This window comes from Pseudomonas sp. (genome assembly GCF_046581935.1).
GTDB lineage: Bacteria > Pseudomonadota > Gammaproteobacteria > Pseudomonadales > Pseudomonadaceae > Aquipseudomonas.
The window spans coordinates 318,569-342,770 of sequence record NZ_JAYGFK010000001.1; the positions used below are offsets into that span (position 1 = coordinate 318,569).

Genomic DNA, 24,202 nt, shown 5'->3' on the forward strand with positions numbered 1-24,202 from the left:
GCACCGTATAGGCAACAACGGGAGCACCATGAACACGCCGCAGAATCTGCGCCAGCAGTTAAACAGCATTATTTTTCACACAGATACCCCTGCCGGACAGCGCTTCGACCGCTACTTGTTGCTGTGCATCCTGGCCAGCTTAGTAGTGGTGATGCTGGATAGCATCGACAGCATTCACAGCCAGTACGCAGGGCTAATGGCCGGCATTGAATGGGCCTTTACCGCGCTGTTCGCCGTCGAATACGTGGTGCGCCTGTACTGCTCGCCAAAGCCTCTGCGCTACGCCTTCAGCTTCTTCGGTCTGATTGACTTGCTGGCGATCCTGCCGGGCATCCTGGCGCTGTTCTATGGCGACGCCCAATACCTGTTGATCATTCGGGTGATCCGCATGCTGCGGGTGTTCCGCGTACTGAAACTGAGTCCCTACCTACGCCAGGCCAACTTCCTGCTGACTGCGCTGCGGGGCAGCAAGCAAAAAATCATCGTGTTCTTCGCCTGCATCGCCACCCTGGTAACCGTGTTCGGCACACTGATGTACGTGATTGAAGGCCCGCAGCACGGCTTTACCAGTATCCCCAAGGGCATTTACTGGGCTGTGGTGACCCTGACCACGGTTGGCTTTGGCGATATCGTGCCGAAAACGCCATTGGGCCAGGCGCTATCGACCCTGGTGATGATCACCGGTTACTCAATCATCGCCGTCCCTACCGGCATCTTCACTGCTGAACTGGCCAATGCCATGCGCGGCGGTGACCAACTGAACCATGACTGCCCAAGCTGCGCGAAAGACACCCACGAATATGGCGCGGGATTCTGCTCACGCTGTGGCAACCCGCTGTTCCCAAGGCAGAGCGAGTCGCCGTAAAGCCATAGGCTGGAGATAAAAAAGCCGCAGTTAGCTGCGGCTTTTAATCGCGATATCAACCGCGCTCGGCCGGACTGGACGTCAGCTCAAACGGGCTGTTACTGCGGCGCTGGTTGCGGTCTTCGCGCGGGGTTGCGCCAAAGAAGTTGCGGTAGGCGCTGGAGAAGTGCGGGCCGGAAGAGAAGCCGCAGGACAAGCCAATCTGGATGATCGATTTGCTGGTTTGCATCAACAGCTGACGCGCCTTGTTCAGGCGTAGCTCTAGGTAATACTGGCTGGGTACGCGGTTGAGGTATTGCTTGAAGATGCGCTCCAGTTGACGGCGCGACACGCACACATGCTGGGCAATTTCGTCGGTGGTCAGTGGCTCTTCGATATTGGCTTCCATCAACAGCACAGCTTGGGTCAGCTTGGGATGACTGGAACCCAAACGATTCTGCAATGGAATACGCTGGCGCTCGCCGCCTTCGCGGATGCGCTCGACCACCAACTCCTCACTGACCGCACCGGCCAGCTCAGCACCATGATCACGGGCCAGCAAGGCCAGCAACAGATCAAGCACCGCCATGCCGCCACAGGCACTCAGACGATCACGGTCCCAATCGAACAAATGACTGGTGGCGATCACCTTGGGGAAGCGCTCACTGAAATCATCCTGCCAACGCCAGTGCACGGAAGCGCGGTAGCCATCAAGCAGGCCTAACTGCGCCAGCGGGTAAACGCCGGCAGCAATCGCCCCGATCACGCAGCCGTTACGCACCAGTTGTTTGAGCGCGCCAGACAGAGCGGCCGGAATCGGCCCAGGTGGTTCGTCCGCAAGAAGAAACAGCTTCTGGCAGCCTTCAAGCTTGCCTACCCAGGATTCCCCCGGCAGTCGCCATGCCTCTTCACGCGGCGCCTCGGCCTGTAAAAACACCAGTTCGTAAACCACCTCGGGGTGGACGCGCTGGGCAACACGCAGCGCCTCCTCGGCCAAGGCCAGAGTAAGGGGCTTGGTGGAGGGCCAAAGCAGGAAGCCAATTCGGTGGGCATTCATGGGGGGCAGTTTAGGCTCTGACGGCAATTAGTGGCATAGCTGAATCGTTGTAGAGGGTGCCGCTGGTTATTTAAGACTGCCAGAGAGGAACTGCTGTAAGCGCTCGGATTGCGGATTAGCCAGCACTTCGCGAGGGCAACCGCGCTCTTCCACCAGGCCTTTATGGAGAAATACCAGTTGGTTTGATACTTCACGGGCAAAGCCCATCTCGTGAGTTACAACCACCATGGTACGACCTTCCTGGGCCAAGTCCTGCATAACCTTGAGCACTTCGCCAACCAGTTCCGGATCGAGGGCCGAAGTTGGTTCGTCAAACAACATGACTTCCGGCTCCATCGCCAGGGCACGGGCAATCGCTACACGTTGCTGCTCACCACCACTCATGTGCGCGGGGTAGGCATCTTTGCGGTGCGCTACGCCAACTTTATTCAGGTAGTGCTCGGCTTTTTCCAGGGCTTCTTTCTTGCTCATGCCGAGCACATGCACCGGTGCTTCGATGACGTTTTCCAGGGCGCTCATGTGCGACCACAGGTTGAAGTGCTGAAACACCATGGACAGGCGCGAACGCATGCGTTGCAGTTGCTTAGGATCGGCTGCCTTGAGGCCGCCATCTTTGTTGGCCACCAGCTTCAGCTCTTCGTTATTGAGCAGAATCTTGCCACTGTTCGGCTGCTCCAGCAGATTGATGCAGCGCAGGAAGGTGCTTTTACCAGAGCCGCTGGAGCCAATGATGCTGATCACGTCGCCCGCCTTGGCCGCTAGCGATACGCCCTTCAATACTTCGTGGCTGCCATAGCGCTTATGCAGATCCTGAACTTCAAGTTTGTACATGGTTTCCACTCTCTTGAATCAGTCGCTGAGCAAGCGACCCTGGCGAATAGGGGTATGACCGGCCACTTTGGCCAGCCACAAACCGGGCTGGGCAAAGCGCAACCGCTCACGGGCATAGAGCACACCATCGGTAGTGGCACAGACCGTTGTGTGGCGATCGCTCAACGGATCAATCACTTCAAATAGCGGGTCGCCAGCGCTAACCAAAGCGCCAACCGGCTGCAAAAAACTCACAACACCGGCATGCGGTGGGTAAACGTACTCGGCCCCGGCAAAGGGCGTAGCGGCGCAGCTTGCGGCCGGCGCTGCCGGCCAGTCACCGGCAATCAGACCTTGTTCGGCGAGAAACCCCAGAATGCTTTCGGCACTGGCTTCAGCTTCTGCTTTGCCGGTATCAGCCATGCCGCCCAACTCAACCGTAACTGCCAGGCAGGCCAGCGGCACAACGGCTTGGGGAAACTGTCGTGCCAGCTGCACCCACGGCAAGGCGCAGGCCTCATCGAACGAGTTAGCACCGCTGTCTTCAAGAGTGAGCGCTGCGCCGGCGTGTAACCGCGCAGCCAGTGAACGTAGTTGCGGCCATTGTTGGGGCAACAAATACAGGTGCACCGCCGCATCAAAATCACAATGCAGGTCGAGCACCACATCAGCATCGCAGGCATGCTTGAGCAGCAAGCGCTGCATGCCTTGAAGCTCAGAACTGGCAGGTGCTAAAGCGTCCATCGCGGCCTGCATGGCAGCGCGAATTAGCCGCACATTACTGGGCCCGTCACTCCCCAAACAACCGCCTAGTGCTGGCGCGATAGCTGCTGCCAGGTCAAAGAAATCACGGTTGAAGTTCTTCCCGCTGGCCAGTTCGAAACGGCCGTGATGGGACGCCTGGAACACCTGCCCCAGACCAATCGGATTAGCCATTGGCACCAGCTCGATCACGCCGGTCAGGCGTCCCTGGGCCTCCAGCTCATGCAAGCGGCGCTTGAGTTCCACCGCTACGCGCATTCCGGGCAGCTCATCGGCGTGCAAAGAGGCCTGGATATAGGCCTTGCACGGACCGCTGCCAAAACGGAACACGCTCAAGCGTCGTTCTGTTCCGGGGCAGCCCCAAGGCAATGGATGATCGATACGCTGCATGCTGTCGCCCTCAAGCCTTACGCGGCGCTAGATAAGCCAGCCAACGACGCTCGGCCAGTTTGAACAAGCGTACAAGGATAAAGGTCAGGCACAGGTAGAACAGGCCGGCAGTGATAAAGGCCTCAAACGGCAGGTAATACTGCGAGCTGACGGTACGCGCCGCGCCGGTAATGTCGATGAGCGTAACGATCGACGCCAGGCTGGTGGTGTGCAGCATCATGATCACTTCATTGCTGTACTGCGGCAGCGCCCGGCGCAGGGCCGAAGGCAGCAAAATTCGGCTATACAGCTTGAAACGCGACATACCCATGGCCTTGGCTGCTTCAATCTCGCCATGCGGTGTAGCTTTCAGGCTGCCGGCGAGAATCTCGGCACTGTAGGCGCTGGTGTTAATCGCAAATGCCAAACAGGCACAGAAAGTGGCACTGGAAAAATATGGCCAGAGAACACTCTCACGCACGACCTCGAACTGCGCCAAACCGTAATAGATCAAAAACAGCTGGACCAACATCGGTGTACCGCGAATCACATAGGTGTACAGCCAGGCTGGGAAGTTAACCAGCTTCGACTTGGACACCCGCATCAGCCCCAGGGGGATGGCCACGGCCAGGCCGCAGACCAGGGAAATCAGCAGAATCTTCAAGGTGACCAGCACGCCACCAAAGTACAGCGGCAGGCTGTCCCAAATTACGTTGAAATCAAAAATCATCGCTGCGCTCCCCCGCTCACAGATCAGCGGCTTTAGTGCCGACCGAGTAACGTTTTTCCAGGTAGCGCAAAGCCAGCAGCGACACACTGGTCAGCACCAGATACAAGGCCGCAACAGCCAGGTAGAAAGTAAACGGCTCGCGGGTGGCATCGGCGGCACTTTTCGCCTTGAACATCATGTCTTGCAGACCCACCACGGAAATCAGCGCGGTGGCCTTGGTCAATACCAACCAGTTGTTGGTAAAGCCGGGAATGGCGAAGCGAATCATCTGCGGCACAAGAATGCGAAAGAACACCTGCATACCACTCATGCCATAGGCGGCACCAGCCTCGGCCTGACCTTTGGGGATGGCCATAAAGGCCCCGCGAAAGGTCTCCGACAAGTAGGCACCAAAGATAAAGCCCATGGTGAACACGCCGGCAATGAATGGATTGATATCGATGTAGTCGTCGTAGCCGAGCATGGGCGCAAGACGGTTCACCATGTCCTGGCCGCCGTAGAAGATCAGCAGGATCAGCACCAGATCAGGAATCCCGCGAATTACCGTGGCGTAGGTTTCGCCCAGCAGCGCCAACCACTTGATCGGCGACAGACGAAACGCTGCCCCCAACAACCCCAGCACGATGGCCAACGCCATCGACGTCAGGGCCAGAATCAGGGTGAGCCAGGCACCCTCCAGAATGGTCGAGCCGTAGCCGTTGAGCATGCTCTGCTTACCTCATGCAAACGCCGGGCGGCGCCTGGGAGTACAACGAGAAAATTACCGGGAGCAATTTTTGACGTCGCTCCGCGACGGCCAGAAGGGTAATCACCACGGATGGTGATTACAAAAAGTGGTGTAAACCGCTGATCTAGAGCGGGCTTACACCACTTTCAGTGAAGACGACTGGGTTAACTCAATCAGTCGCCGTAGACATTGAAATCGAAGTACTTGTCTTGCACTTCCTTGTACTTGCCGTTGGCACGGATAGCCAGAATGGCGGCGCTGATTTTGTCAGCCAGGGCTTTGTCGCCCTTACGTACTGCGATGCCTTGGCCTTCACCAAAGTATTTAACGTCAGTGAAGTCCGGCCCAACAAACGCGAAGCCTTTGCCTGCATCAGTTTTCAGGAAACCGTCGTCGATATTGACCGAGTCCGCCAAGGTGGCATCCAGACGCCCAGAAGACAGGTCGAGAAAGACTTCATTCTGCGAGCTGTAACGCACGATCTCGGCACCTGCCGGCGCAAACACATCGGTGGCGTAGCGGTCATAAACCGAGGAGCGTTGCACGCCAATCTTCTTGCCCTTCAAATCCACCGCCGGATCTTTAATCGCGCTGCCCGCTTTCATCGCCAGCTTGGCCGGGGTGGCGTAGTACTTACCGGTGAAGTCCACGGACTTCTTGCGGTCATCGGTAATGCTCATCGACGACAGGACAGCGTCGAACTTGCGTACTTTCAGCGCAGGAATCAGGCCGTCAAACTCCTGCTCGACCCATTTGCACTGCACCTTCATCTCTTCACACAGGGCGACGCCGATATCGTAGTCGAAGCCACTGATGGCACCTTCAGGGGTTTTAAAGGCAAATGGCGGGTAAGCCGCCTCAATACCAATACGCAGGGGCTTGGCCTCTTCAGCCATGACCAGCGGCGACAGCATGGACAGCGCCAATGCGCCAAGAAGTGCAATCTTCTTCATTGTGTGACTCCTAGAAATGAGTGTGGCCTTGCGCTGGTATAAAGCAGCGGCACAAGCAGTGGCAGCGAATGTTGCGCGCATCCAGCCTTGCATGAATTGTAGTGAGTCACCGTCAGGCTGCGCATTGCGCAAAGCCCAGACAGGCCCAGCCGGGTGAGCGGCATTCTAGCGATAGCTCGAAAGTCGATATTTCTTCAATGCGACAAGTAATTACAAAAGGCCCGAACGGGCACAACGAGGATATTGACAGCACGATAAAAAAGTGCAGGAAAGAAAAGACAGTCAACCTCAGGATAAAGCAATAAGCGCGCCCGATTTTAATCGACCCTTTATTTACGGGGCTTGATGGCGAAAATCATTTTCTAAAACAAGCACGAAGTCGCACCAACCTGACGCACAGCGTTCCCGCACGCCTCATAAAAGCACCCACTGTGGCCGCCAGGTAACAGCCAGTTACCCAGATGAAAATCGAGATTTACGCAAAAGACACGGTAGCGGAGCTTATTGGAACGCCATAAGCCCCAACACAATGCACAACGCCCTGCCCGGCTTATGGCCGAAACAGGGCGTTGCTTACAGGTGGTTCAACCGAAGTTAGGCAACCTGCATTTCGCGGTGGGTGTCGATAAGGTGCTGCACCACGCCAGGATCGGCCAGCGTGGAGATGTCGCCGAGTGAATCGTATTCGGCGGTGGCGATCTTGCGCAGGATACGGCGCATGATCTTGCCCGAACGGGTTTTCGGCAAGCCTGGAGCCCACTGAATGACATCTGGCGAGGCAATCGGACCGATTTCCTTACGCACCCAGTTTTTCAACTCTTGGCGTAATTGCTCGGACGGCTCCTGCCCACCATTCAGAGTGACGTAGACATAAATGCCTTGCCCTTTGATGTCGTGCGGCACGCCAACCACGGCAGCCTCAGCGACTTTCGGGTGAGCAACCATGGCGCTTTCGATCTCGGCGGTGCCCATGCGGTGGCCGGAAACGTTTAGCACATCGTCAACGCGTCCGGTAATCCAGTAGTAGCCGTCTTCGTCGCGGCGCGCACCGTCGCCGGTGAAGTACATGCCTTTAAAGGTCTTGAAGTAGGTATCAACGAAACGGTCGTGGTCGCCATACAACGTACGCGCTTGGCCCGGCCAGGAGTCGATGATGACCAGGTTACCTTCAGCAGCGCCTTCGATCAGGTTGCCAAGGTTGTCCACCAGTGCTGGCTGCACGCCAAAGAACGGACGCGTTGCCGAACCTGGTTTGAGCGCGGTAGCGCCTGGCAGTGGGCTGATCAGAATGCCGCCGGTTTCTGTCTGCCACCAAGTATCGACAATCGGGCAACGCTCTTGGCCGACGGTCTTGTAGTACCAGTTCCAGGCTTCTGGGTTGATTGGCTCACCCACCGAACCCAGCAGGCGCAGGCTGGAACCATCGGCACCGGCAACAGCCGCATCGCCCTGAGCCATCATCGCGCGGATAGCAGTAGGTGCGGTGTAGAGGATATTGACCTTGTGCTTGTCGACGATTTTCGACACGCGGGTGATATCCGGATAATTCGGGATGCCCTCGAACAGCAGCGTGGTCGCGCCATTGGCCAGCGGGCCATAAACGATGTAGCTGTGACCAGTAACCCAGCCCACGTCGGCCGTGCACCAGTAAATATCGCCAGGCTTGTAGTCAAATACCCGCTCATGGGTCAGTGCCGCATACAGCAGGTAGCCGCCAGTCGTATGTTGAACACCTTTTGGCTTGCCGGTAGAACCCGAGGTGTAAAGGATAAACAGCGCTTCTTCAGCACCCATTTCCTTCGGCGCGCAATGGCTGGACGCAACGGCCATCAGGTCTTCGTACCAGATGTCGCGGTGCTGGTTCCACTTGATCGGGCTGCCCGTGCGCTTGCACACGATAACTTTCTGAATGCTGGCCGTTTCCGGGTTAGTCAGCGCATCGTCGACATTGGCTTTCAGGGCTGTTTTCTTGCCGCCGCGCAGACCTTCATCGGCGGTGATCACCACCTTGGACTGACAGTCAATGATGCGCCCGGCCAACGCCTCAGGCGAAAAGCCACCGAACACCACCGAGTGGATCGCGCCGATGCGGGTACAGGCCAGCATCGCCACGACAGCCTGCGGAATCATTGGCATGTAGATGGTTACCACATCGCCACGGTGCACATCTTGGCCACGCAGCGCGTTAGCAAACTTGCACACCTGCTCGTGCAATTGGCGGTAGGTGATTTCCTCGTGCTCGGAAGGATCGTCACCTTCCCAGATGATCGCCACCTGATCGCCACGCTCTTCCAGGTGACGGTCCAGGCAGTTGTAGGAAACGTTCAACGTACCGTCAGCAAACCATTTGATATCGACATGGTGATCATCAAAGGAGGTTTGCTTAACCTTGGTGAACGGCTTGATCCAGTCCAGACGCTGAGCCTGCTCACGCCAGAAACCGTCGGGGTTAATCACCGACTGCTGGTACATGGCTTTATAGGTGGCTTCATCAGTCAGCGACTGAGCTACCACCTCTGGGCGCACGGGATACAAGGACGCAGCACTCATCTGAAACACCTCGGTGGGTTGTTGTTCTATATGCCCCATTTTGTAGCCAAGACCCCCACCCAGAGCCATTCGACCATCGTATTACCGCTCTACGACCATGGTCTTGCAGATAGCCTGCGGACCAAGCACGGCGCGCCCTGCACTCAGCTCATAGCCAACCAGTTAGGCAGTACCATGGACACGGCTGGCACGTAAGTGATGATCATCAGAAGGCTGAGCAGCAGCATTCACAATAGACAAACGCCGCCATAAATGGCGGCGTTTAACTGGCTACTGCGGCTGCGAGGGCTCGCAGTGCCAGGGAGCTTAGTGGCTAGCTTGCAACAGCGCCGTTAGTGCTGGTTTGCCGCTTTAGCCGCCTCGATCAGATCAGGACCGATCTCGGCTTCAAACTTCTTCCAGGCTGGGCTCACAGCCTCACGCCAGGCTGCACGTTGCTCAGGCGTCAGGGCGATGATCTCGCTCTTACCCGAATCAATGATGCCCTGACGCGCTTCGGCGTTAAGCGCTTCGGCACGCTTGTTCACCTCAACAGTGACTTCATCGATGATCACCTCCAACTCACCGCGAATGTCTGCCGGCAAGCTGTTCCAGAACTTGGTGTTGGTGATCAGCAGGTAGTTACCGATGGCATGGTTGGACTCGGTCATGTACTTCTGCACCTCGAAGTATTTCTGCGAGTAAATATTCGACCACGGGTTGTCCTGGGCGTTAACCACGCCAGTTTGCAGGCCCTGATAGATCTCAGCGAAGCTCATCTTGCGCGGCACGGCGCGCAGCTCGCTGTATTGCGCAGCCTGCAGATCCGAAGGCTGTACGCGGAATTTCAAGCCACGAGCATCGGCTGGCTCACGCAACGGTTTGTTGGCGGTGAACTGACGCATGCCATTGAGCCAATAAGCCAGCCCCGTGATGCCTTTACTCTCCATGGACTTGAGCATCGCTTTGCCCTTGTCCGAGGACTGGAAGCGCTGAGCAGCCGCTGCGTCGTCGAAGAGGAACATCATGTCGAACAGCTGCAGTTGCTTGGTGTATTGCTCCAGTTTGGATGGTGCGGGTGCGAGCATCTGCACTTCGCCGAGCAGCAGCGCCTCCATCTCCTTGCCATCGCCGTACAGCGAGGAGTTTGAGTACACATCAACCTTGACCTTGCCAGCCAGGCGCTCTTCTACCAGTTTTTTGAACAGCAGCGCACCTTGACCCTTTGGGGTGCTGTCGGCAGTGATGTGGGAGAACTTGATCAGAATTGGATCAGCAGCGTGCACCGACAGCGCACCAAACAAGGCGCAACCGGCGAACAGGCCAGCCAAACCGCGGCGGACGGATAAAGACTTCATGGAGAGCTCCTGTTGTTTTTTTGTCTGAGCGTCGGGGGCGGACGCCCCTCGATTGAACGAACTCTACTCCGCACGCGCTGGCGACTTAAATTCACATTTGGACAACTCCGCCTTCGGCATTCACGAAGGCAATACCTATATCAGACTGTTTTGCTCGCTGCTGCAGAGGTGTTCGAGCATCTGCTTCGCGGTCAGCGAAAGGCTGTCTAGGTGGCGAACAGCGATCTTCAGCTCACGTCTGGCCCAGTCATCGCGTAATGGAATAACCCGAACATCAAGCGCCGGTAGATAGGTACGCACGGCCAATTCAGGCAACACGCCAACCCCCATGCCGGTGTGAATCATCCGGCAGATGGCCTCGAAGCTGCGCACCTGAATGCGCAGGCGCAAGGCCACGCCCTGGCTTTGTGCCGACTGCTGTAGCAAGCCATGCAGCGAAGCATCCTGTTGCAAGCCGATAAAATCGTAGCCAACCGCCTCACGCAGGTGGATGCCCTCACGCTCAGCCAGTGGGTGCTCACGCGGCGTGACCAGCACCAACTGATCGTGGCGATAGGTAAACACCTGCAGGTCTTCGGCGGGCACGTGCCCGGCAAAAATGCCGATATCGGTCAACCCTTCGCGGACGGCGCGGATGGTCTCGCTGCTCACCCGCTCTTCCAGATCGATCTTCACCTGCGGGTGAGCACGGCAGAAGCTGGCCAGGTCCTCAGGCAAAAACTCGATCACCGCCGACGTGTTGGCGTGGATACGTACATGCCCTTTAACCCCCTCACTAAACTCGCTGAGGTCAGCATTGAGCTGCTCCAGGTTGTCCATCATGTTGCGCGCATGGTGTAACAGTGCGTGGCCGGCGGGAGTCAACTCGACGCCCTTGGGCTGGCGGTAGAGCAAGGCAATACCGAGCTGATTTTCCAGGTCACTGATGCGCTTGCTGACGGCGGCCAGGGCCAGATGCTCGCGCTCGGCGGCACGGGTCAGGCTGCGCTCATCGGCAATGGCGACAAACAGTTTGAGGGTAATAAAGTCGATACGCCGCATAATAAACGCCTTCTGTTTCGTATATGGCGAAGCTGTCGAGCCACAAAGCCCTTTAGCTGCTTAAACACAGCATGACACTTCGCAAGCCACGAAGCCTAGCTTGGCGATTGATCAATTGTTCATCCTTCAGCACTGGGCCATTCTTCGCCTCACAAGAACCACATACTCTGGATCGATGCCGTCATGACGGAAGCAAACGCAAGCAACATGGCCCTACAAGGGCTGAAGGTGATCGAAATGGGCCAGCTAATCGCCGGCCCCTTCGCCAGCAAGCTACTCGGTGAGTTCGGCGCTGACGTGATCAAAATCGAACCGCCTGGCGTTGGCGACCCGTTGCGTAAGTGGCGCAAGATCAAGGACGGCACCTCGCTCTGGTGGCACGTCCAGTCGCGTAACAAGCGCTCGCTGACCCTCAACCTGAAAGAGCCTGAAGCGCAGAACATCGTCCGTCAGCTCGTAGCCGAGGCCGATGTGCTGGTGGAGAACTTCCGCCCGGGCACCCTGGAGGCCTGGGGACTGGGCTATGCCGACCTGAAGCAAATCAACCCACGCCTGATCATGCTGCGCATCTCCGGCTACGGCCAGACGGGCCCCTACCGCGACCTACCCGGTTTCGGCGTAATCGGCGAAGCCATGGGCGGCCTGCGCCACCTCTCTGGCTACCCCGGCCAGGCACCGGTGCGAGTGGGCATCAGCATCGGCGATTCGCTTTCCTCACTGTATGGCGTAATCGGCGTGCTGCTAGCCATGCAAGAGCGGCAACGCAGCGGCCTGGGCCAGGAAATCGACGTAGCACTGTACGAGTCGGTGTTCGCCATGATGGAGAGCCTGATTCCCGAGTACGACGCCTTCGGTTATATCCGCGAGCCCGCTGGCAGCGCCCTGCCCGGCATAACGCCATCCAACTCCTACCCCTGTAATGACGGCGCTTACGTGCTGATCGCTGGCAATGGCGACAGCATTTATAAGCGCCTGATGAACCTGATTGGTCGCGATGACCTGGGCAACGACCCACGCCTGGCGCAGAACGACGGGCGTAGCGAGCATGCCGACATGATCGACGCAGCCATTGCCGAATGGACAGCTCTACGCAGCCGTGACGACGTCATCGAGGCACTCAAGGCCGCGCGCGTACCGGCGGGCTACCCCTACACCGCCGCAGACATCGTTCAGGACCCACATTACCTGGCGCGCCAGATGATTGAGCAGGTGCAAACCAGCACAGGCCCGCTCAAGGTGCCAGGCGTACTGCCAAAACTGAGCCGCACCCCAGGGCGCATCGGCAGCGGCGGCCCAGAGCTGGGCGAGCACAGCGACGACATCCTCGCCGGCCTCGGCCTGAGCGACGAACAAGTCAAAGGCCTGCGCGAGCGCGGGATTATTTGAGATACAGATAGCTCCCACGCTCTGCGTGGGAGCTAAACCCAGGACGCTCCGCGTTCGCCTTTGATACCAACGGACGCAGAACGCCCCGGATGCATTCCCACGCAGAGCGTGAGGAACGATCAGTCCGTGACAGCGGAGGAACGATTAGTGAACTTGTCCACCGCCCTGCGGCTCGCCAGAACAACAGGACTCCTCTCATGAGCAAACGTCTCTATATCCAAGAAGTCGCCACCCGCGACGGCTTCCAGATTGAATCGTCATTCGTGCCCACCGCAGACAAGATCAGCCTAATCGACCAACTGTCGCGTACCGGCCTGGCGAAGATCGAGGTGACCTCCTTCACCTCGCCCAAGGCGATCCCTAACCTGCGTGACGCGGAGGACGTGATGCGCGGCATCACCCGCGTGGCGGGTGTGGAATACACCGTATTAGTACCCAACGTGAAAGGCTGTGAACGCGCACTGTCGTGCCAAGTCGATGAGATCAACTTGGTCATGTCGGCCAGCGATACGCACGGCCTGGCCAACTTGCGCATGACGCCTGAGCAATCCTTACAGCAGTTTCGCGAGATCATTGAAGTCAGCCGTGGCAGCGGCGTGTTTATTAATGCCTCGCTGTCCACCACCTTCGGCTGCCCGTTTGAGGGCGAAGTAGCCGAGGCGCGCGTCTATACCTTGATCCAGCAGTTGCTGGACATTGGTGTTCAGGGCGTCACCCTCTGCGACACCACCGGTATGGCTGACCCGGCCCAGGTCGCACGCATCAGCAGCACCGCCCTGCAACGCTGGCCCGAAGCGCAGTTCACCGCGCACTTCCACAACACCCGAGGCATGGGCCTGGCCAATGCACTAGCGGCCCTGAATGCCGGCATCACACGCTTTGATGCCTCGCTTGGCGGCCTCGGCGGCTGCCCGTACGCACCAGGCGCCAGTGGCAATATTTGCACCGAAGACCTAGTGCACATGTTCCAACGCATGGGCCTGAACACCGGCGTGGACCTCGACGCACTAATCAGCGCCGCTACCAGCCTGCCGCAACTGCTCGGCCATGACGTACCTGGCGCGGTCCTCAAGGCCGGCAAAGCTGACCGGCGCTACCCTAAGCCCAAGTGGATGCAGGAAGCTGAGCGCGGGTAAGCGCCACGGCACAGACAGAAGTCGACTAACAAAGCCCCAGCGTTATCTCCGGGGCTTCTGCTTTTATAGGGAACGAACGCGGCGCGGCTTAGGCCTAAGGCTCTACAACTAGCATGAATCCCACTGCAGGTGGGTTGAACACTGCAACGCCCATCTGATGATTCGCCATTAACCCTGGAGAAGCCTAATGTCCCTTGCCCAAGCGCAATGCCAAGCCTGCACTGCTGACGCGACTAAAGTCAGCGAAGGTGAACTAAGCGAACTGCTCCGCGAAATACCGCACTGGAACATTGAAGAGCGTGACGAGCACAAGGAACTGGAGCGGGTTTACCTGTTCAAGAATTTCAGCCACGCCCTGGCCTTTACCAATGCGGTCGGCACCATCGCCGAAGAAGTTGATCACCACCCGGCCCTGCTCACTGAATGGGGCAAAGTCACGGTGACCTGGTGGAGCCATAAGCTGCGCGGCCTGCACCGTAATGACTTCATCATGGCTGCCCGCACCGATCTACTCGCCGCCAACGCCGAGGGCCGCAAGTAAGGCCATACAATCGCAACACCGGCAAACCTCGACGCCTGATGGCTCCCTAGAGCGCCAAACTTGCCTGCGCGATCCAGCCTGGCCGCAAGTGGCGATGAGCTTGCTATAGTCGCAGCACATTCATCGCGCCGAGACGCCTGTGTCCCGTTTCTCCAATATCGTATTCCGCCTTTATCAGCGCGCATTACACAGCCTGGCCCTCTACCCGACGCTGATTGCCTTGGGCTTCCTGGTCTTGTGCCTGCTGTCCATGAGCATCGAGTATCAGCCGTGGCTGATGACGCTCAAAGGCAACATTGATGTCGGTTTAGTGCGTAATGCTGATAACGCCAGGCTGATTCTCGGCACGCTGGTTGGCGGCATCATGACGCTGATGGTGTTTAGCTTTTCAATGGTGATGGTGGTGCTCAACAACGCCGCATCGACGCTATCGCCACGGGTAATACCAGGCTTGATCAGCGATAAAGGCCATCAGAAAACCCTGGGCTTTTACCTCGGCACTATTCTCTATTCGCTGTTGCTCATAACCAGCATCGAGCAGAACAGCTCAACCCAGGTGCCCAGTCTCGGCGTACTTATCGCCCTGTGCCTGGGGATTGCCTGTCTCGGCCTGTTCGTGCACTTCATTCACTCGATTTCCCGCTCAATCCAAGTCGAATACATTCTTAACAACCTCTACCGCACCACCCTGGAGAAACTTGCCGCCAGAGAAGCCAAACTGGCTGACATCGACGATATACCGAGCTGGCCGGATGACCAGCGCTGGCAACAGGTGCCCGCCCGGCATACCGGTTATTTCAAAGAGCTAAACATCAACGCGATCAACACCCTCTTGTGCGAACACGACCTACGCATGACCGTGATGATTCATCGCGGCTTCTTTGTAATGAGCGGCCGGCCGTTGTTTAAACTGAGTCGCGAGGTCGAACCAGAAATTGCCAGCAACCTGCTCGACTGCTTCGATTTTTTTATCGAAGAATATGCTCATGCGCACTACCTCTTTGGCTGCACACAGATCTCCGAAATCGCAGTAAAAGCACTCAGCCCAGGGATCAACGACCCCGGCACGGCGATTACCGCCATCGATATGCTCAGCGTACTGTTGAGCAAACGCATAGCCTTGCCAGATCTCGATATCGCCCCGCTGGATGATGAGCCACCCCGCCTCTTCCATTACGAACTATCGCTGGATGAACTGCTGTTATTGGTGTTTGGCCCCATCCGCCACTACGGCAGCGCTGATGCCAATGTCCTGCTCGGCCTGCTGCAAACCTTCAAAAACCTGCTATACCTTCCGCTACGCCCGCAACAGAAAAAGGATCTGCTCAGGCATGCGCACAGCGTGCAAGAAACGGCGGATCAGCATTTGGACAACAGCCGCGATCGTGAAGCGATCAATCAAGTTATTGAACGCATCAACCAGCTAAGTGAAGAAAAACCCTCTATTGCACTGCTCGCAGTAGCCGGCAAAGAGGCTTGCCAAAAAAATAATTAGCACCCTTATCAATAAAATATAAACCAATAAAATCAACAACTTATAAATAAACTAAAGACTTAGATTAACTGCCCTTGATTTGCCAACCGCGCACGTTTTCCTTAGGGTAGTGCTCTATGTTGACTTTAATTGCCCCTATCAGCTCATTGCTGGGAGGAGTTGCGTTACTCCTTCTCGGCAATGGCCTGCTCAACACCCTACTGACCTTGCGTGGCGTCGCCGAAGGCTACTCCACCTCAATGCTCGGCCTGATTATGTCCGGGTATTTTGTCGGTTTTCTTCTTGGCACCTGGCTGGCGATTCCGCTGGTCCGCCGCGTTGGGCATATCCGTGCATTTGCCTTTTGTGCCGCACTGGCCGCCATCACCGCACTTCTCCATGTGCTCATAGTCGACCCTTGGGTCTGGCTGGGTTTGCGCGTGCTTTACGGCCTGGCACTGGTCAGCCTGTATATGGTGATCGAGAGCTGGCTTAACGCGCAGGTGCCGAACGACAAACGCGGGCAAGTGTTCGCGGTGTATATGGCGGTCAACCTTGGCGCACTGGCTGCCGCACAGCAGCTGCTCAACCTGGCATCCCCCACTGACTTTGTGTTGTTCATTCTGGCGGCCATCCTGATCAGCGCCGCCTTGATGCCCATCACGCTAACCCGGCAAGTGCAGCCCAGCGTGCCGGAATCCCTGCACACCAACCTGCGCAAGATCGTTGGTATCGCACCGCTAGCGCTTGCCGCCGCCGGCTTATCCGGCCTGGCCCTCGGCGCGTTTTGGGGCATGGCCCCGGTGTATGCCAACCTGAATGGCTTTGACGCTACCGGGGTGGGCTTATTGATGAGTAGCAGCATCCTAGGCGGTGCTCTGCTGCAATGGCCTATCGGGATTTACTCAGACAAACATGACCGCCGCCTGGTCCTGCTCTGGGTGGTAACCCTCGCGGTGCTGGTGTCGCTATTGATGAGCCTGCTGCCGGCCGGCCCATTGCTGCTCGGTTTGATATTCATCTGGGGCGGCCTGACCTTTGCCATCTACCCGATCGCTGTGGCGCAGCTGATCGACCAATTGCACACTGACGAAATCCTTTCAGGCTCCAGCAGCCTGCTGATGGTCAACGGTATTGGTTCAGTCTGCGGTCCGCTACTCGTGGGTGTACTCATGGAGCACCTGGGGCCACAGGCATTGCCACTGTATTTTGCCGCTGTGCTCGCTGTGCTGGCGGCTTACACGCTCTACCGCCTGCGCCATGTCAGCGACCTAGTCAGCGCACCCGCTGGGCACTTTATGCCCATGCTACGGACCAGCCATACGGTGCTTGAGCTAATGCCCGATGCACCACCAACCGACTCCACAGCCCCTCACGAGGAACCGCATAACCCGGCGCCGCAGACGCCTGGGTAAAAAGAAGAGGCGAACGCAGCATTGCGCATTCGCCACACAGCTCGTCGGCTTTTGTCGGCGCGTCACTGCACCCACTTAACTGGACAGGAAGACAGCGCATGTTACTTGCCACCGATCTCGATGGAACCTTTCTCGGCGGCGATCCCAAAGATCGCCTGAGCCTTTACCAGACTATCGCCGCACACCCGGAAATCCGCCTCGCCTATGTCACCGGACGTAGCCTGGAGTCGGTCTTGCCGCTGCTGGCCGACCCAACCCTGCCACAACCCGACTTCATCATTTCCGATGTCGGTGCCAGCCTGGTGCATGGCGAAACCCTACAGCCAATCCAACCCCTGCAAAGCGCAGTAGACGCCCTCTGGCCGGGCGACAGCCAAGTTGCCAGCGCCATCGAGCGCTTTGCCCTGGAGCGCCAGGACGTACCGCAAGTGCGCCGCTGCTCGTACTTCTGCAGCCCCGAAGAGGCCGCTAACCCGGAACTGCTAGAAATAGCCGAAAGCCTTGGCTGCGACCTGCTTTACTCAGCCGAACGTTACCTGGACTTACTGCCCAAGGGCGTCAACAAGGGCAGCAGCCTACAAGCGCTGGTCGAGTGGCTGGAACTGGACAGCGACCAAGTGTTGACTGCCGGCGATACCTTGAATGACCTGAGCATGCTCAGCGGCCAATTCAAAGGCGTGTGTGTCGGTTCCTCTGAAGACGGCCTGCTGCAGGCCACCCGCCAATACTCCCGCGTATTTCATGCTGAGCGTGCGGGTTGCGGCGGCATTCTTGAGGCCTTTGTGCATTTTGGCTTTCTCGGCAAACAGGGTATCGCCGCCGAAGGCAAGCAAGTTGCCGAGCCGGGCAAAGCTGATCTGGTCATGGTTTATCACCGCCTGCCCTACGAAGAATTCCGTGGCGCCGATGGCAAGCTGCAACGCCGGCGCCCCACCTCACCAAACGGCATTATCCCGACCTTGTTGAGCTTCTTCGGTGACGGCCGCGCAGGCTCTTGGGTGGCCTGGGCCGAACATGACGAGGCCAGCGGCGAAACCTTCGACAGCCACACCACCGTAGATGCCGAGCGCTACCCCAAGCTGACGGCCGCACGGGTAGCCCTGAGCAAGGAAGAAGTCGATATCTTCTACAAGCGCTTCTCCAAAGAAGCCTTCTGGCCAACCCTGCACACCTTCTGGGAGCGTGCGCAGTTTCGTGAAGACGACTGGCAAGTGTTCCTCAAGGTCAACCGTGCCTTTGCCGAACGTACGGCCCTGGAAGCAGCCGAGGGCGCCACCGTCTGGCTACACGACTACAACCTGTGGATGGTCCCCGGCTACCTGCGCGAGCTGCGCCCAGACCTGCGTATCGCCTTCTTCCACCACACCTACTTCCCGTCGGCAGATGTGTTCAACGTACTGCCTTGGCGTAAGCAGATCATCGGCAGCCTGCTGCAATGCGATTACATCGGCTTCCATATTCCGCGCCAGGTGGAGAATTTCGTCGATGCCGCACGCGGCGTGATGCCGCTACAAACCGTAAGCCGGCAAAACTGCGCGCCACGCTTTATCACCTATGGCTGCGCGGTGGGACTGGAACGCATGACCACTGCCGTTGACACCGGCACTCGAGTGGTCAAGCTCGGCGCTCATCCGGTAGGTCTGGATATTAAGCGTGTCAGCAGCGCCCTTGAATCGCCGAAAATCCAGGAAATGATGGAGCGCCTGCGTGCGGAGTTAAGCGGGGTGAAACTGATTCTGTCGGTTGAGCGCCTCGACTACACCAAGGGCATTCTGGAAAAACTCAACGCCTACGAACGCCTGCTGGACGAAAATCCGGAGCTGCTGGGCAAGGTCACGCTAGTGACTGTTTGTGTACCCGCCGCCAAGGAAATGACCATCTACGACGAGCTGCAAGGGCAGATCGAACAAGCCGTGGGGCGTATCAACGGCCGCTTCGCCCGCATCGGATGGACGCCGTTGCAATTCTTCTTCCGCAGCCTGCCCTTCGAGGAAGTCAGCGCCTGGTACGCCATGGCCGACGTGATGTGGATTACTCCACTGCGCGACGGCCTTAACTTGGTGGCCAAAGAATTCGTCGCCGCTCAAGGTTTACTAGGTGGACGCGGCGTGCTGGTGTTGTCCGAGTTTGCCGGCGCTGCGGCTGAACTCAAAGGCGCGCTGCTGACCAACCCGCATGACCCGGTGGACATGGTGCAAACCTGTTATGTCGCGCTGAACATGCCCAAAGCCGAGGCTCAGGACCGACTGCGTGAACTGTTCGATATCGTCAGCTACAACGATATCCGTCGCTGGGGCGATGAATTCCTTGCAGCCGTCAGCGACCCAGAAGAAAAGCTGGACCGCGCGCTGGGTCTGGTTGGCTAAAAGGCACGAGGCACCCGCGTATGGCAAGGCATACGCGGGTGGCCAAGAAGCCTATGGCTAGAGCTTTGACGCGTTTTTGCGCATCAGTTGAACGGCATAAATCGAAAATACGCGTTAGCCTGCATCACCCAGATGACAGCTCAGGTAATCGAGAAAGCATGTGATGCGCGACGCCAGCGCCGTGTTGCGGTAGTACACCGCATGGATAGGCTGGCGCACCTCAATGGTGTCGCGCGGCAACACCTGCACCAGCTCGCCGCTGGCTCGGTCGGCAGCGGTCATGAAGTCTGCCAGGCAAACGATTCCTACCCCGGCCAAAGCCAATTGACGCAGGGTTTCACCACTAGAGGCACTGAGGCTCGGGTTAATGCCGAAGGTCTCGCCTAAAGCGTGGCGCAGCGGCCATTGATTGAGGCTGTCCGGCTGAGTAAAGCCAAGCAAACTGTGATCACTTAACACCGTAACACTCTTCGGTGTGCCATGGGCTTTGAGATAAGCCGGGCTGGCCAGCACTCGCAGGCTGTTGCTGCCCAGCGGACGTGCATGCAGGGTGGAATCACGCAGCGGGCCAATACGGATCGCGACATCGGTGCGTTGCTCCAACAGATCGATGATCTGATCGCTGCTGTGCAGTTCCAGCTGAATTTCCGGGTACTGCGCGCGAAACCCAGCCACTAATGGCACCACCGCATGCAGCATAAAAGGCGCAGCTGCATTCACCCGCAAACGTCCTGCAGGCTTCTGCCGGCGAACTTTCATCTGTTCTTCAGCGTTCTCTACTGCATCGAGAATTTTGCGTGCTTCGGCTAGAAAAGCCTGACCTTCTTCGGTTAATTCCAGCCGGCGAGTTGTGCGGCGCAACAGCGTGACATCAAGTTTTTCTTCCAGGCGACTGAGCGCCCGGCTAACGCCAGACGCCGTCTGCGTCAGTTGCTCGGCGGCAGCACTGATTGAGCCGCAGTCCACCACACTGACAAAGGCCAGCAACTCATCGAGGGTCGTTTTCATTCGTGCACATTACTCAAATATCACAGCCTTTAAATCTTATTTCACGGCATGACTAAGCAGAAAAAGTGCACCCACCACGCATATCAGGATTTGCTCTGCGGAGCACTTCCCTGCTGGCACCTGCCTTAAAGGCCAATCTACAGAAACGGACCTTCGTGCAAAACGCCAATGCCGTGATACATACACGGCCACATCATTGAAGGCGAAGCGTCCTGCAATGTAACTCGAAAGACTAGAAATCCACTTTGCCCCTGCCCGCCTTGATTGCTCCACGCTTGGTCTTGCCTTCCAGACGGCGCTTTTTCGAGCCCATCGTTGGCTTCGTCGGGCGACGGGCTTTTTCTGTTTTAGCGGCGCTGCGAATCAGCTCGGCCAGACGCTCCAGTGCATCGGCGCGGTTCTGCTCCTGAGTGCGGTACTGCTGGGCCTTGATGATCACCATACCTTCGGCGGTAATACGACTGTCGCGCAGCGCCAACAAGCGCTCTTTATAGAACGGCGGCAAGCTGGAAGACTGGATGTCGAAGCGCAGGTGTATCGCGCTGGACACCTTATTAACGTTCTGACCACCTGCACCTTGAGCGCGGATAGCAGTCAGTTCAACTTCAGCGTCAGGTAGATGAACGCTGTTAGAAATAACCAGCATGGACAGGCTTCAACACAAGTAAGGCCGCTCAGGATAACGCGAACGCACACCAACTGCCCGCTCACATCCATGTCTACTTGCTAACTCACTGCATGCTTTCCGTCCACGGCGGCCCCACTCCAGCGCAGAGACGACGCTAGCGTGACTAACTGTGAAAAATGTCTAGCAGTTACGCATACAGTCAGTCCTGCTTTAACGCAGTAAAGCGCAGCCGCAAGGCGTTGCTGATCACCGAAACCGAACTCAGGCTCATCGCCAATGCGCCGATCATTGGCGACAACAGCCAGCCGGTGAATGGAAACAGCACACCGGCGGCCAGCGGCACGCCGAGCATGTTGTAGAGGAAGGCAAAGCCGAGGTTCTGCTTCATGTTGCGCACCGTGGCCACCGACAACTCACGAGCTGTTGTAATGCCGCGCAGATCGCCCTTGACCAGGGTGAGCTGCGCGCTGTTCATCGCCACGTCGGTGCCGGTGCCCATGGCGATGCCGACATTGGCCTTGGCCAGCGCCGGGGCATCGTTGATGCCGTCCCCCACCATCGCCACGATTCGCCCCTCTTTTTGCAGGCGCTCGACCAGCTGCAACTTGTCCGCCGGTTTGACCTCACCATGCACCTCCTCTATGCCCAGACGCTTGCCCACAGCCTGCGCCGTCGTCAGGCCATCGCCAGTGGCCATGATGATGCGCAGTCCAGAGGCCCGTAACGAATCCAGCGCGACGGCCGTGGTGGCCTTGATCGGGTCAGATACCGCCAGTAGCCCCGCCAATTTGCCGTCCACTGCCAGGTGCATAACGCTGGCGCCCTGCCCGCGTAACTCTTCGGCTTGGCTCGCCAATGACGTCACATCGATATCCAGCTGCTGCATTAACGCGGGGTTACCAATGGCCAGCGACTTACCGCCCACAACACCCTTTACGCCGATGCCTGACGCCGAGTCGAATTGTTCGGCTTTCTCCAACTCCAGCTTGCGCTCATGCGCTGCGCTGACAATAGCGGCAGCCAAGGGATGCTCACTGCCCTGATCGAGGCTGGCAGCAAGCCGTAGCACCTCGTCGTCGCTGAAGCCATTAACGCCCAACGCGCGCTCAAATGCTGGTTTGCCCTCGGTTAACGTACCGGTCTTATCGACGATCAGCGTATCAACCTTGCACAGGTTCTCGATGGCCGCCGCATCGCGAAACAACACGCCATGCGTGGCGCCTCGACCCGTGGCGACCATGATCGACATCGGCGTGGCCAGCCCCAGCGCGCACGGGCAGGCAATGATCAAGACCGTCACGGCAGTGATCAGGCCAAAGACCCAGCTCGGCTGCGGGCCGAAGAGGCCCCAGGCGAAGAATGTCAGCAGCGCGATACCGACTACGCCATAAACAAAGTAGGCCGCCACGCTATCCGCCATGCGCTGCATTGGCGCCTTCGAGCGCTGCGCCTGTGCCACCAGCTGCACAATCTGCGCGAGTACGGTGGTTGAACCCACGTGTTCGGAGCGCATCAGCAGCGCACCGCTGGTATTGAGCGTGGCACCGATGAGCTTGTCGCCAGCGTGTTTGCTGACGGGCAAGGGTTCGCCCGTCAGCATTGACTCATCAAGCGAGCTGCTGCCTTCAAGTACCACACCATCGACCGGCACCTTTTCTCCTGGTCGCACGCGCAGGCTATCGCCTTCGTGCACATGGTTCAGGGGAATGTCTTCCTCACTGCCGTCTGCATTAACCCGGCGAGCCGTTTTCGGGGCCAGGCCAAGCAGCGACTTGATCGCCGCCGAGGTTTTTGAGCGGGCCTTCAGCTCAAGTAACTGGCCGAACAACGTCAGCGAAATAATCACCACGGCGGCTTCGAAGTAAACGGCCACCCGCCCCATCGAGATAAATGAAGCCGGGAACACGCCAGGCGCTAAGGTCGCCACCACGCTGTAAATAAAAGCAGCGCCGGTGCCCAGGCTGATCAGCGTCCACATGTTCGGGCTGCGCTGCAACACGGATTGCACGCCGCGTACAAAGAACGGCCAGCCCGCCCATAGCACCACCGGCAGTGACAGAATCATCTCGACCCAACTCTGCGTGGCCATGTCAAACCAGCCAAGCTGATGACCAAACATGGCGAGCACCATGACAATCACCGACAGCGGCAGCGTCCACCAGAAGAGCCGGGTAAACGAGGCCAGTTCTGGGTTCTCGTCATCGTCGAGTTCGGGAACAACCGGCTCCAAGGCCATGCCGCACTTGGGGCAATTACCCGGATGCGACTCACGGATCTCCGGGTGCATTGGGCATGTGTAAATTGTCGCGGCCTGTGATGCCGGCTCCTCCGCTTTTTCTGCTGCAGGCGACGACTGCTGGCTGTACTTGCCCGGTTGAGCGCTGAATTTTTCCTGGCACTTGGCACTGCAAAAGTAGAACGGTTTGCCCTCATGTTCGACCTTGTGCGCCGACTGAGCGGTGACCTTCATACCGCAGACGGGATCCTCAAGGGTAGCGATCTGTGTTGAAACCGCTGGATTCTGCTCGTCGTGGCCAGTTTTCACTTTCGTATCCATGGGCTGCCCCATCTCCGTTCGGCAAATGCGTTGTGGTGCTCCGACCTACTGCTTAGCAGGCACCTGCTGGTCAAGCATGAGCTGCATCATCTCCATGCGACGGTCCTCGCCGGTGCAATCTATTGGCATGCCAGTACCGCCCATGTGATTACCCATGTGCATACCAGCCCCCATGTCCTTGCGCATCTGCCCCATCATCGCCATGCCGTTCTGCATGGATGCCATACCTTCATGCCTTAACGCGGCACGCTCTTCAGGCGAACGGGCGGCCATCATTTTTTCGTGTAGGTCGTGCATCGCCTTGGTGTGCTGTTCGAACGTGGCGGCCTCGAACTGAGGCTTAGCAGCTGCAACCGGGGTATCAGTCGACTGATCGCTCTGTGTCGTTGGCGTGGCGGCATGTGCGCCGGCAACGAACGTGAATGCCAGGATGGCGATGACGTGTTGAGTGTTCATGGTTGCCTCCATTGAGCTGGGGTAAATCTATGTTTTGCCAACACAGCGCGTTGAA

20 protein-coding genes are annotated in these 24,202 nt (G+C 57.9%); 7 read left to right on the plus strand and 13 right to left on the minus strand.

Annotated features, from left to right (window positions below; all coding sequences use genetic code 11):
• Positions 1 to 28 precede the first annotated feature (28 nt).
• Complete coding sequence (locus tag VCA57_RS01400) at positions 29 to 865, plus strand: ion transporter (protein WP_411183164.1); 837 nt, start codon at positions 29 to 31, stop codon at positions 863 to 865.
• A gap of 55 nt (positions 866 to 920) precedes the next feature.
• On the opposite strand, the gene argR is transcribed toward VCA57_RS01400, so the two are convergent.
• The 9 genes from argR to VCA57_RS01445 all read right to left on the minus strand — a co-directional run bounded on the left by argR (position 921) and on the right by VCA57_RS01445 (position 11,180).
• Complete coding sequence (gene argR / locus VCA57_RS01405; RefSeq protein WP_411183165.1) at positions 921 to 1,901, minus strand: transcriptional regulator ArgR; 981 nt, start codon at positions 1,899 to 1,901, stop codon at positions 921 to 923.
• A gap of 66 nt (positions 1,902 to 1,967) precedes the next feature.
• Positions 1,968 to 2,732: an ABC transporter ATP-binding protein gene (locus tag VCA57_RS01410; RefSeq protein ID WP_411183166.1), complete on the minus strand. Its 765-nt coding sequence runs from the start codon at positions 2,730 to 2,732 to the stop codon at positions 1,968 to 1,970.
• 18 nt (positions 2,733 to 2,750) lie between these two features.
• Positions 2,751 to 3,863: a succinylglutamate desuccinylase/aspartoacylase family protein gene (locus tag VCA57_RS01415; protein ID WP_411183167.1), complete on the minus strand. Its 1,113-nt coding sequence runs from the start codon at positions 3,861 to 3,863 to the stop codon at positions 2,751 to 2,753.
• 10 nt (positions 3,864 to 3,873) lie between these two features.
• Complete coding sequence (locus tag VCA57_RS01420; RefSeq protein WP_411183168.1) at positions 3,874 to 4,572, minus strand: ABC transporter permease; 699 nt, start codon at positions 4,570 to 4,572, stop codon at positions 3,874 to 3,876.
• 16 nt (positions 4,573 to 4,588) lie between these two features.
• Positions 4,589 to 5,278: an ABC transporter permease gene (locus VCA57_RS01425; RefSeq protein ID WP_411183169.1), complete on the minus strand. Its 690-nt coding sequence runs from the start codon at positions 5,276 to 5,278 to the stop codon at positions 4,589 to 4,591.
• Between the two features lie 194 nt (positions 5,279 to 5,472).
• Entirely contained in the window at positions 5,473 to 6,252 is a 780-nt protein-coding gene (locus VCA57_RS01430) for an ABC transporter substrate-binding protein (protein ID WP_411183170.1), read from the minus strand.
• Positions 6,253 to 6,846: 594 nt separating this feature from the next.
• Positions 6,847 to 8,802 (minus strand): acetate--CoA ligase, encoded by a 1,956-nt coding sequence (gene acs / locus VCA57_RS01435; protein ID WP_411183171.1) that lies wholly within the window; start codon positions 8,800 to 8,802, stop codon positions 6,847 to 6,849.
• A 332-nt stretch (positions 8,803 to 9,134) separates the two neighbouring features.
• Positions 9,135 to 10,139 (minus strand): TRAP transporter substrate-binding protein, encoded by a 1,005-nt coding sequence (locus VCA57_RS01440; protein ID WP_411183172.1) that lies wholly within the window; start codon positions 10,137 to 10,139, stop codon positions 9,135 to 9,137.
• A 135-nt stretch (positions 10,140 to 10,274) separates the two neighbouring features.
• Complete coding sequence (locus VCA57_RS01445; RefSeq protein ID WP_411183173.1) at positions 10,275 to 11,180, minus strand: LysR family transcriptional regulator; 906 nt, start codon at positions 11,178 to 11,180, stop codon at positions 10,275 to 10,277.
• A gap of 183 nt (positions 11,181 to 11,363) precedes the next feature.
• Between VCA57_RS01445 and VCA57_RS01450 the strand changes: the two genes are divergently transcribed.
• The 6 genes from VCA57_RS01450 (at position 11,364) to ggpS (ending at position 19,498) form a co-directional block, all read left to right on the plus strand.
• Positions 11,364 to 12,566 (plus strand): CaiB/BaiF CoA transferase family protein, encoded by a 1,203-nt coding sequence (locus VCA57_RS01450; protein ID WP_411183174.1) that lies wholly within the window; start codon positions 11,364 to 11,366, stop codon positions 12,564 to 12,566.
• Between the two features lie 197 nt (positions 12,567 to 12,763).
• A complete protein-coding gene (locus VCA57_RS01455) occupies positions 12,764 to 13,702 on the plus strand; it encodes a hydroxymethylglutaryl-CoA lyase (protein ID WP_411183175.1) in 939 nt (312 codons plus the stop codon).
• 187 nt (positions 13,703 to 13,889) lie between these two features.
• Positions 13,890 to 14,243, plus strand: coding sequence for a 4a-hydroxytetrahydrobiopterin dehydratase (locus VCA57_RS01460; RefSeq protein ID WP_411183176.1), 354 nt, complete (start codon positions 13,890 to 13,892; stop codon positions 14,241 to 14,243).
• A 139-nt stretch (positions 14,244 to 14,382) separates the two neighbouring features.
• Positions 14,383 to 15,738 (plus strand): DUF2254 domain-containing protein, encoded by a 1,356-nt coding sequence (locus VCA57_RS01465; RefSeq protein ID WP_411183177.1) that lies wholly within the window; start codon positions 14,383 to 14,385, stop codon positions 15,736 to 15,738.
• Positions 15,739 to 15,854: 116 nt separating this feature from the next.
• Complete coding sequence (locus VCA57_RS01470; RefSeq protein ID WP_411183178.1) at positions 15,855 to 17,132, plus strand: MFS transporter; 1,278 nt, start codon at positions 15,855 to 15,857, stop codon at positions 17,130 to 17,132.
• Between the two features lie 98 nt (positions 17,133 to 17,230).
• Entirely contained in the window at positions 17,231 to 19,498 is a 2,268-nt protein-coding gene (gene ggpS, locus VCA57_RS01475; RefSeq protein ID WP_411183179.1) for a glucosylglycerol-phosphate synthase, read from the plus strand.
• A gap of 114 nt (positions 19,499 to 19,612) precedes the next feature.
• Here ggpS and VCA57_RS01480 read toward each other — a convergent pair whose 3' ends face one another.
• The 4 genes from VCA57_RS01480 to VCA57_RS01495 form a co-directional block, all read right to left on the minus strand.
• Positions 19,613 to 20,506, minus strand: coding sequence for a LysR substrate-binding domain-containing protein (locus tag VCA57_RS01480; RefSeq protein WP_411183180.1), 894 nt, complete (start codon positions 20,504 to 20,506; stop codon positions 19,613 to 19,615).
• Positions 20,507 to 20,738: 232 nt separating this feature from the next.
• Positions 20,739 to 21,152 (minus strand): alternative ribosome rescue aminoacyl-tRNA hydrolase ArfB, encoded by a 414-nt coding sequence (gene arfB / locus VCA57_RS01485; protein ID WP_411183181.1) that lies wholly within the window; start codon positions 21,150 to 21,152, stop codon positions 20,739 to 20,741.
• 181 nt (positions 21,153 to 21,333) lie between these two features.
• On the minus strand, positions 21,334 to 23,691 hold the full coding sequence (locus VCA57_RS01490) for a heavy metal translocating P-type ATPase (protein WP_411183182.1): 2,358 nt from the start codon (positions 23,689 to 23,691) through the stop codon (positions 21,334 to 21,336).
• A 45-nt stretch (positions 23,692 to 23,736) separates the two neighbouring features.
• Positions 23,737 to 24,147: a hypothetical protein gene (locus VCA57_RS01495; protein ID WP_411183183.1), complete on the minus strand. Its 411-nt coding sequence runs from the start codon at positions 24,145 to 24,147 to the stop codon at positions 23,737 to 23,739.
• Positions 24,148 to 24,202 lie beyond the last annotated feature (55 nt).

Bases quoted from the DNA above. Each gene is read 5' to 3' on its own strand.
- VCA57_RS01410 (WP_411183166.1), bottom strand. From the start codon at position 2,732: ATGTACAAACTTGAAGTTCAGGATCTGCATAAGCGCTATGGCAGCCAC.
- VCA57_RS01460 (WP_411183176.1), top strand. From the start codon at position 13,890: ATGTCCCTTGCCCAAGCGCAATGCCAAGCCTGCACTGCTGACGCGACT.
- VCA57_RS01400 (WP_411183164.1), top strand. From the start codon at position 29: ATGAACACGCCGCAGAATCTGCGCCAGCAGTTAAACAGCATTATTTTT.
- VCA57_RS01480 (WP_411183180.1), bottom strand. From the start codon at position 20,506: ATGAAAACGACCCTCGATGAGTTGCTGGCCTTTGTCAGTGTGGTGGAC.
- VCA57_RS01455 (WP_411183175.1), top strand. From the start codon at position 12,764: ATGAGCAAACGTCTCTATATCCAAGAAGTCGCCACCCGCGACGGCTTC.
- VCA57_RS01440 (WP_411183172.1), bottom strand. From the start codon at position 10,139: ATGAAGTCTTTATCCGTCCGCCGCGGTTTGGCTGGCCTGTTCGCCGGT.
- VCA57_RS01415 (WP_411183167.1), bottom strand. From the start codon at position 3,863: ATGCAGCGTATCGATCATCCATTGCCTTGGGGCTGCCCCGGAACAGAA.
- VCA57_RS01445 (WP_411183173.1), bottom strand. From the start codon at position 11,180: ATGCGGCGTATCGACTTTATTACCCTCAAACTGTTTGTCGCCATTGCC.
- ggpS (WP_411183179.1), top strand. From the start codon at position 17,231: ATGTTACTTGCCACCGATCTCGATGGAACCTTTCTCGGCGGCGATCCC.
- VCA57_RS01420 (WP_411183168.1), bottom strand. From the start codon at position 4,572: ATGATTTTTGATTTCAACGTAATTTGGGACAGCCTGCCGCTGTACTTT.
- VCA57_RS01490 (WP_411183182.1), bottom strand. From the start codon at position 23,691: ATGGATACGAAAGTGAAAACTGGCCACGACGAGCAGAATCCAGCGGTT.
- arfB (WP_411183181.1), bottom strand. From the start codon at position 21,152: ATGCTGGTTATTTCTAACAGCGTTCATCTACCTGACGCTGAAGTTGAA.
- acs (WP_411183171.1), bottom strand. From the start codon at position 8,802: ATGAGTGCTGCGTCCTTGTATCCCGTGCGCCCAGAGGTGGTAGCTCAG.
- VCA57_RS01425 (WP_411183169.1), bottom strand. From the start codon at position 5,278: ATGCTCAACGGCTACGGCTCGACCATTCTGGAGGGTGCCTGGCTCACC.
- VCA57_RS01450 (WP_411183174.1), top strand. From the start codon at position 11,364: ATGACGGAAGCAAACGCAAGCAACATGGCCCTACAAGGGCTGAAGGTG.
- VCA57_RS01470 (WP_411183178.1), top strand. From the start codon at position 15,855: ATGTTGACTTTAATTGCCCCTATCAGCTCATTGCTGGGAGGAGTTGCG.
- VCA57_RS01430 (WP_411183170.1), bottom strand. From the start codon at position 6,252: ATGAAGAAGATTGCACTTCTTGGCGCATTGGCGCTGTCCATGCTGTCG.
- argR (WP_411183165.1), bottom strand. From the start codon at position 1,901: ATGAATGCCCACCGAATTGGCTTCCTGCTTTGGCCCTCCACCAAGCCC.
- VCA57_RS01495 (WP_411183183.1), bottom strand. From the start codon at position 24,147: ATGAACACTCAACACGTCATCGCCATCCTGGCATTCACGTTCGTTGCC.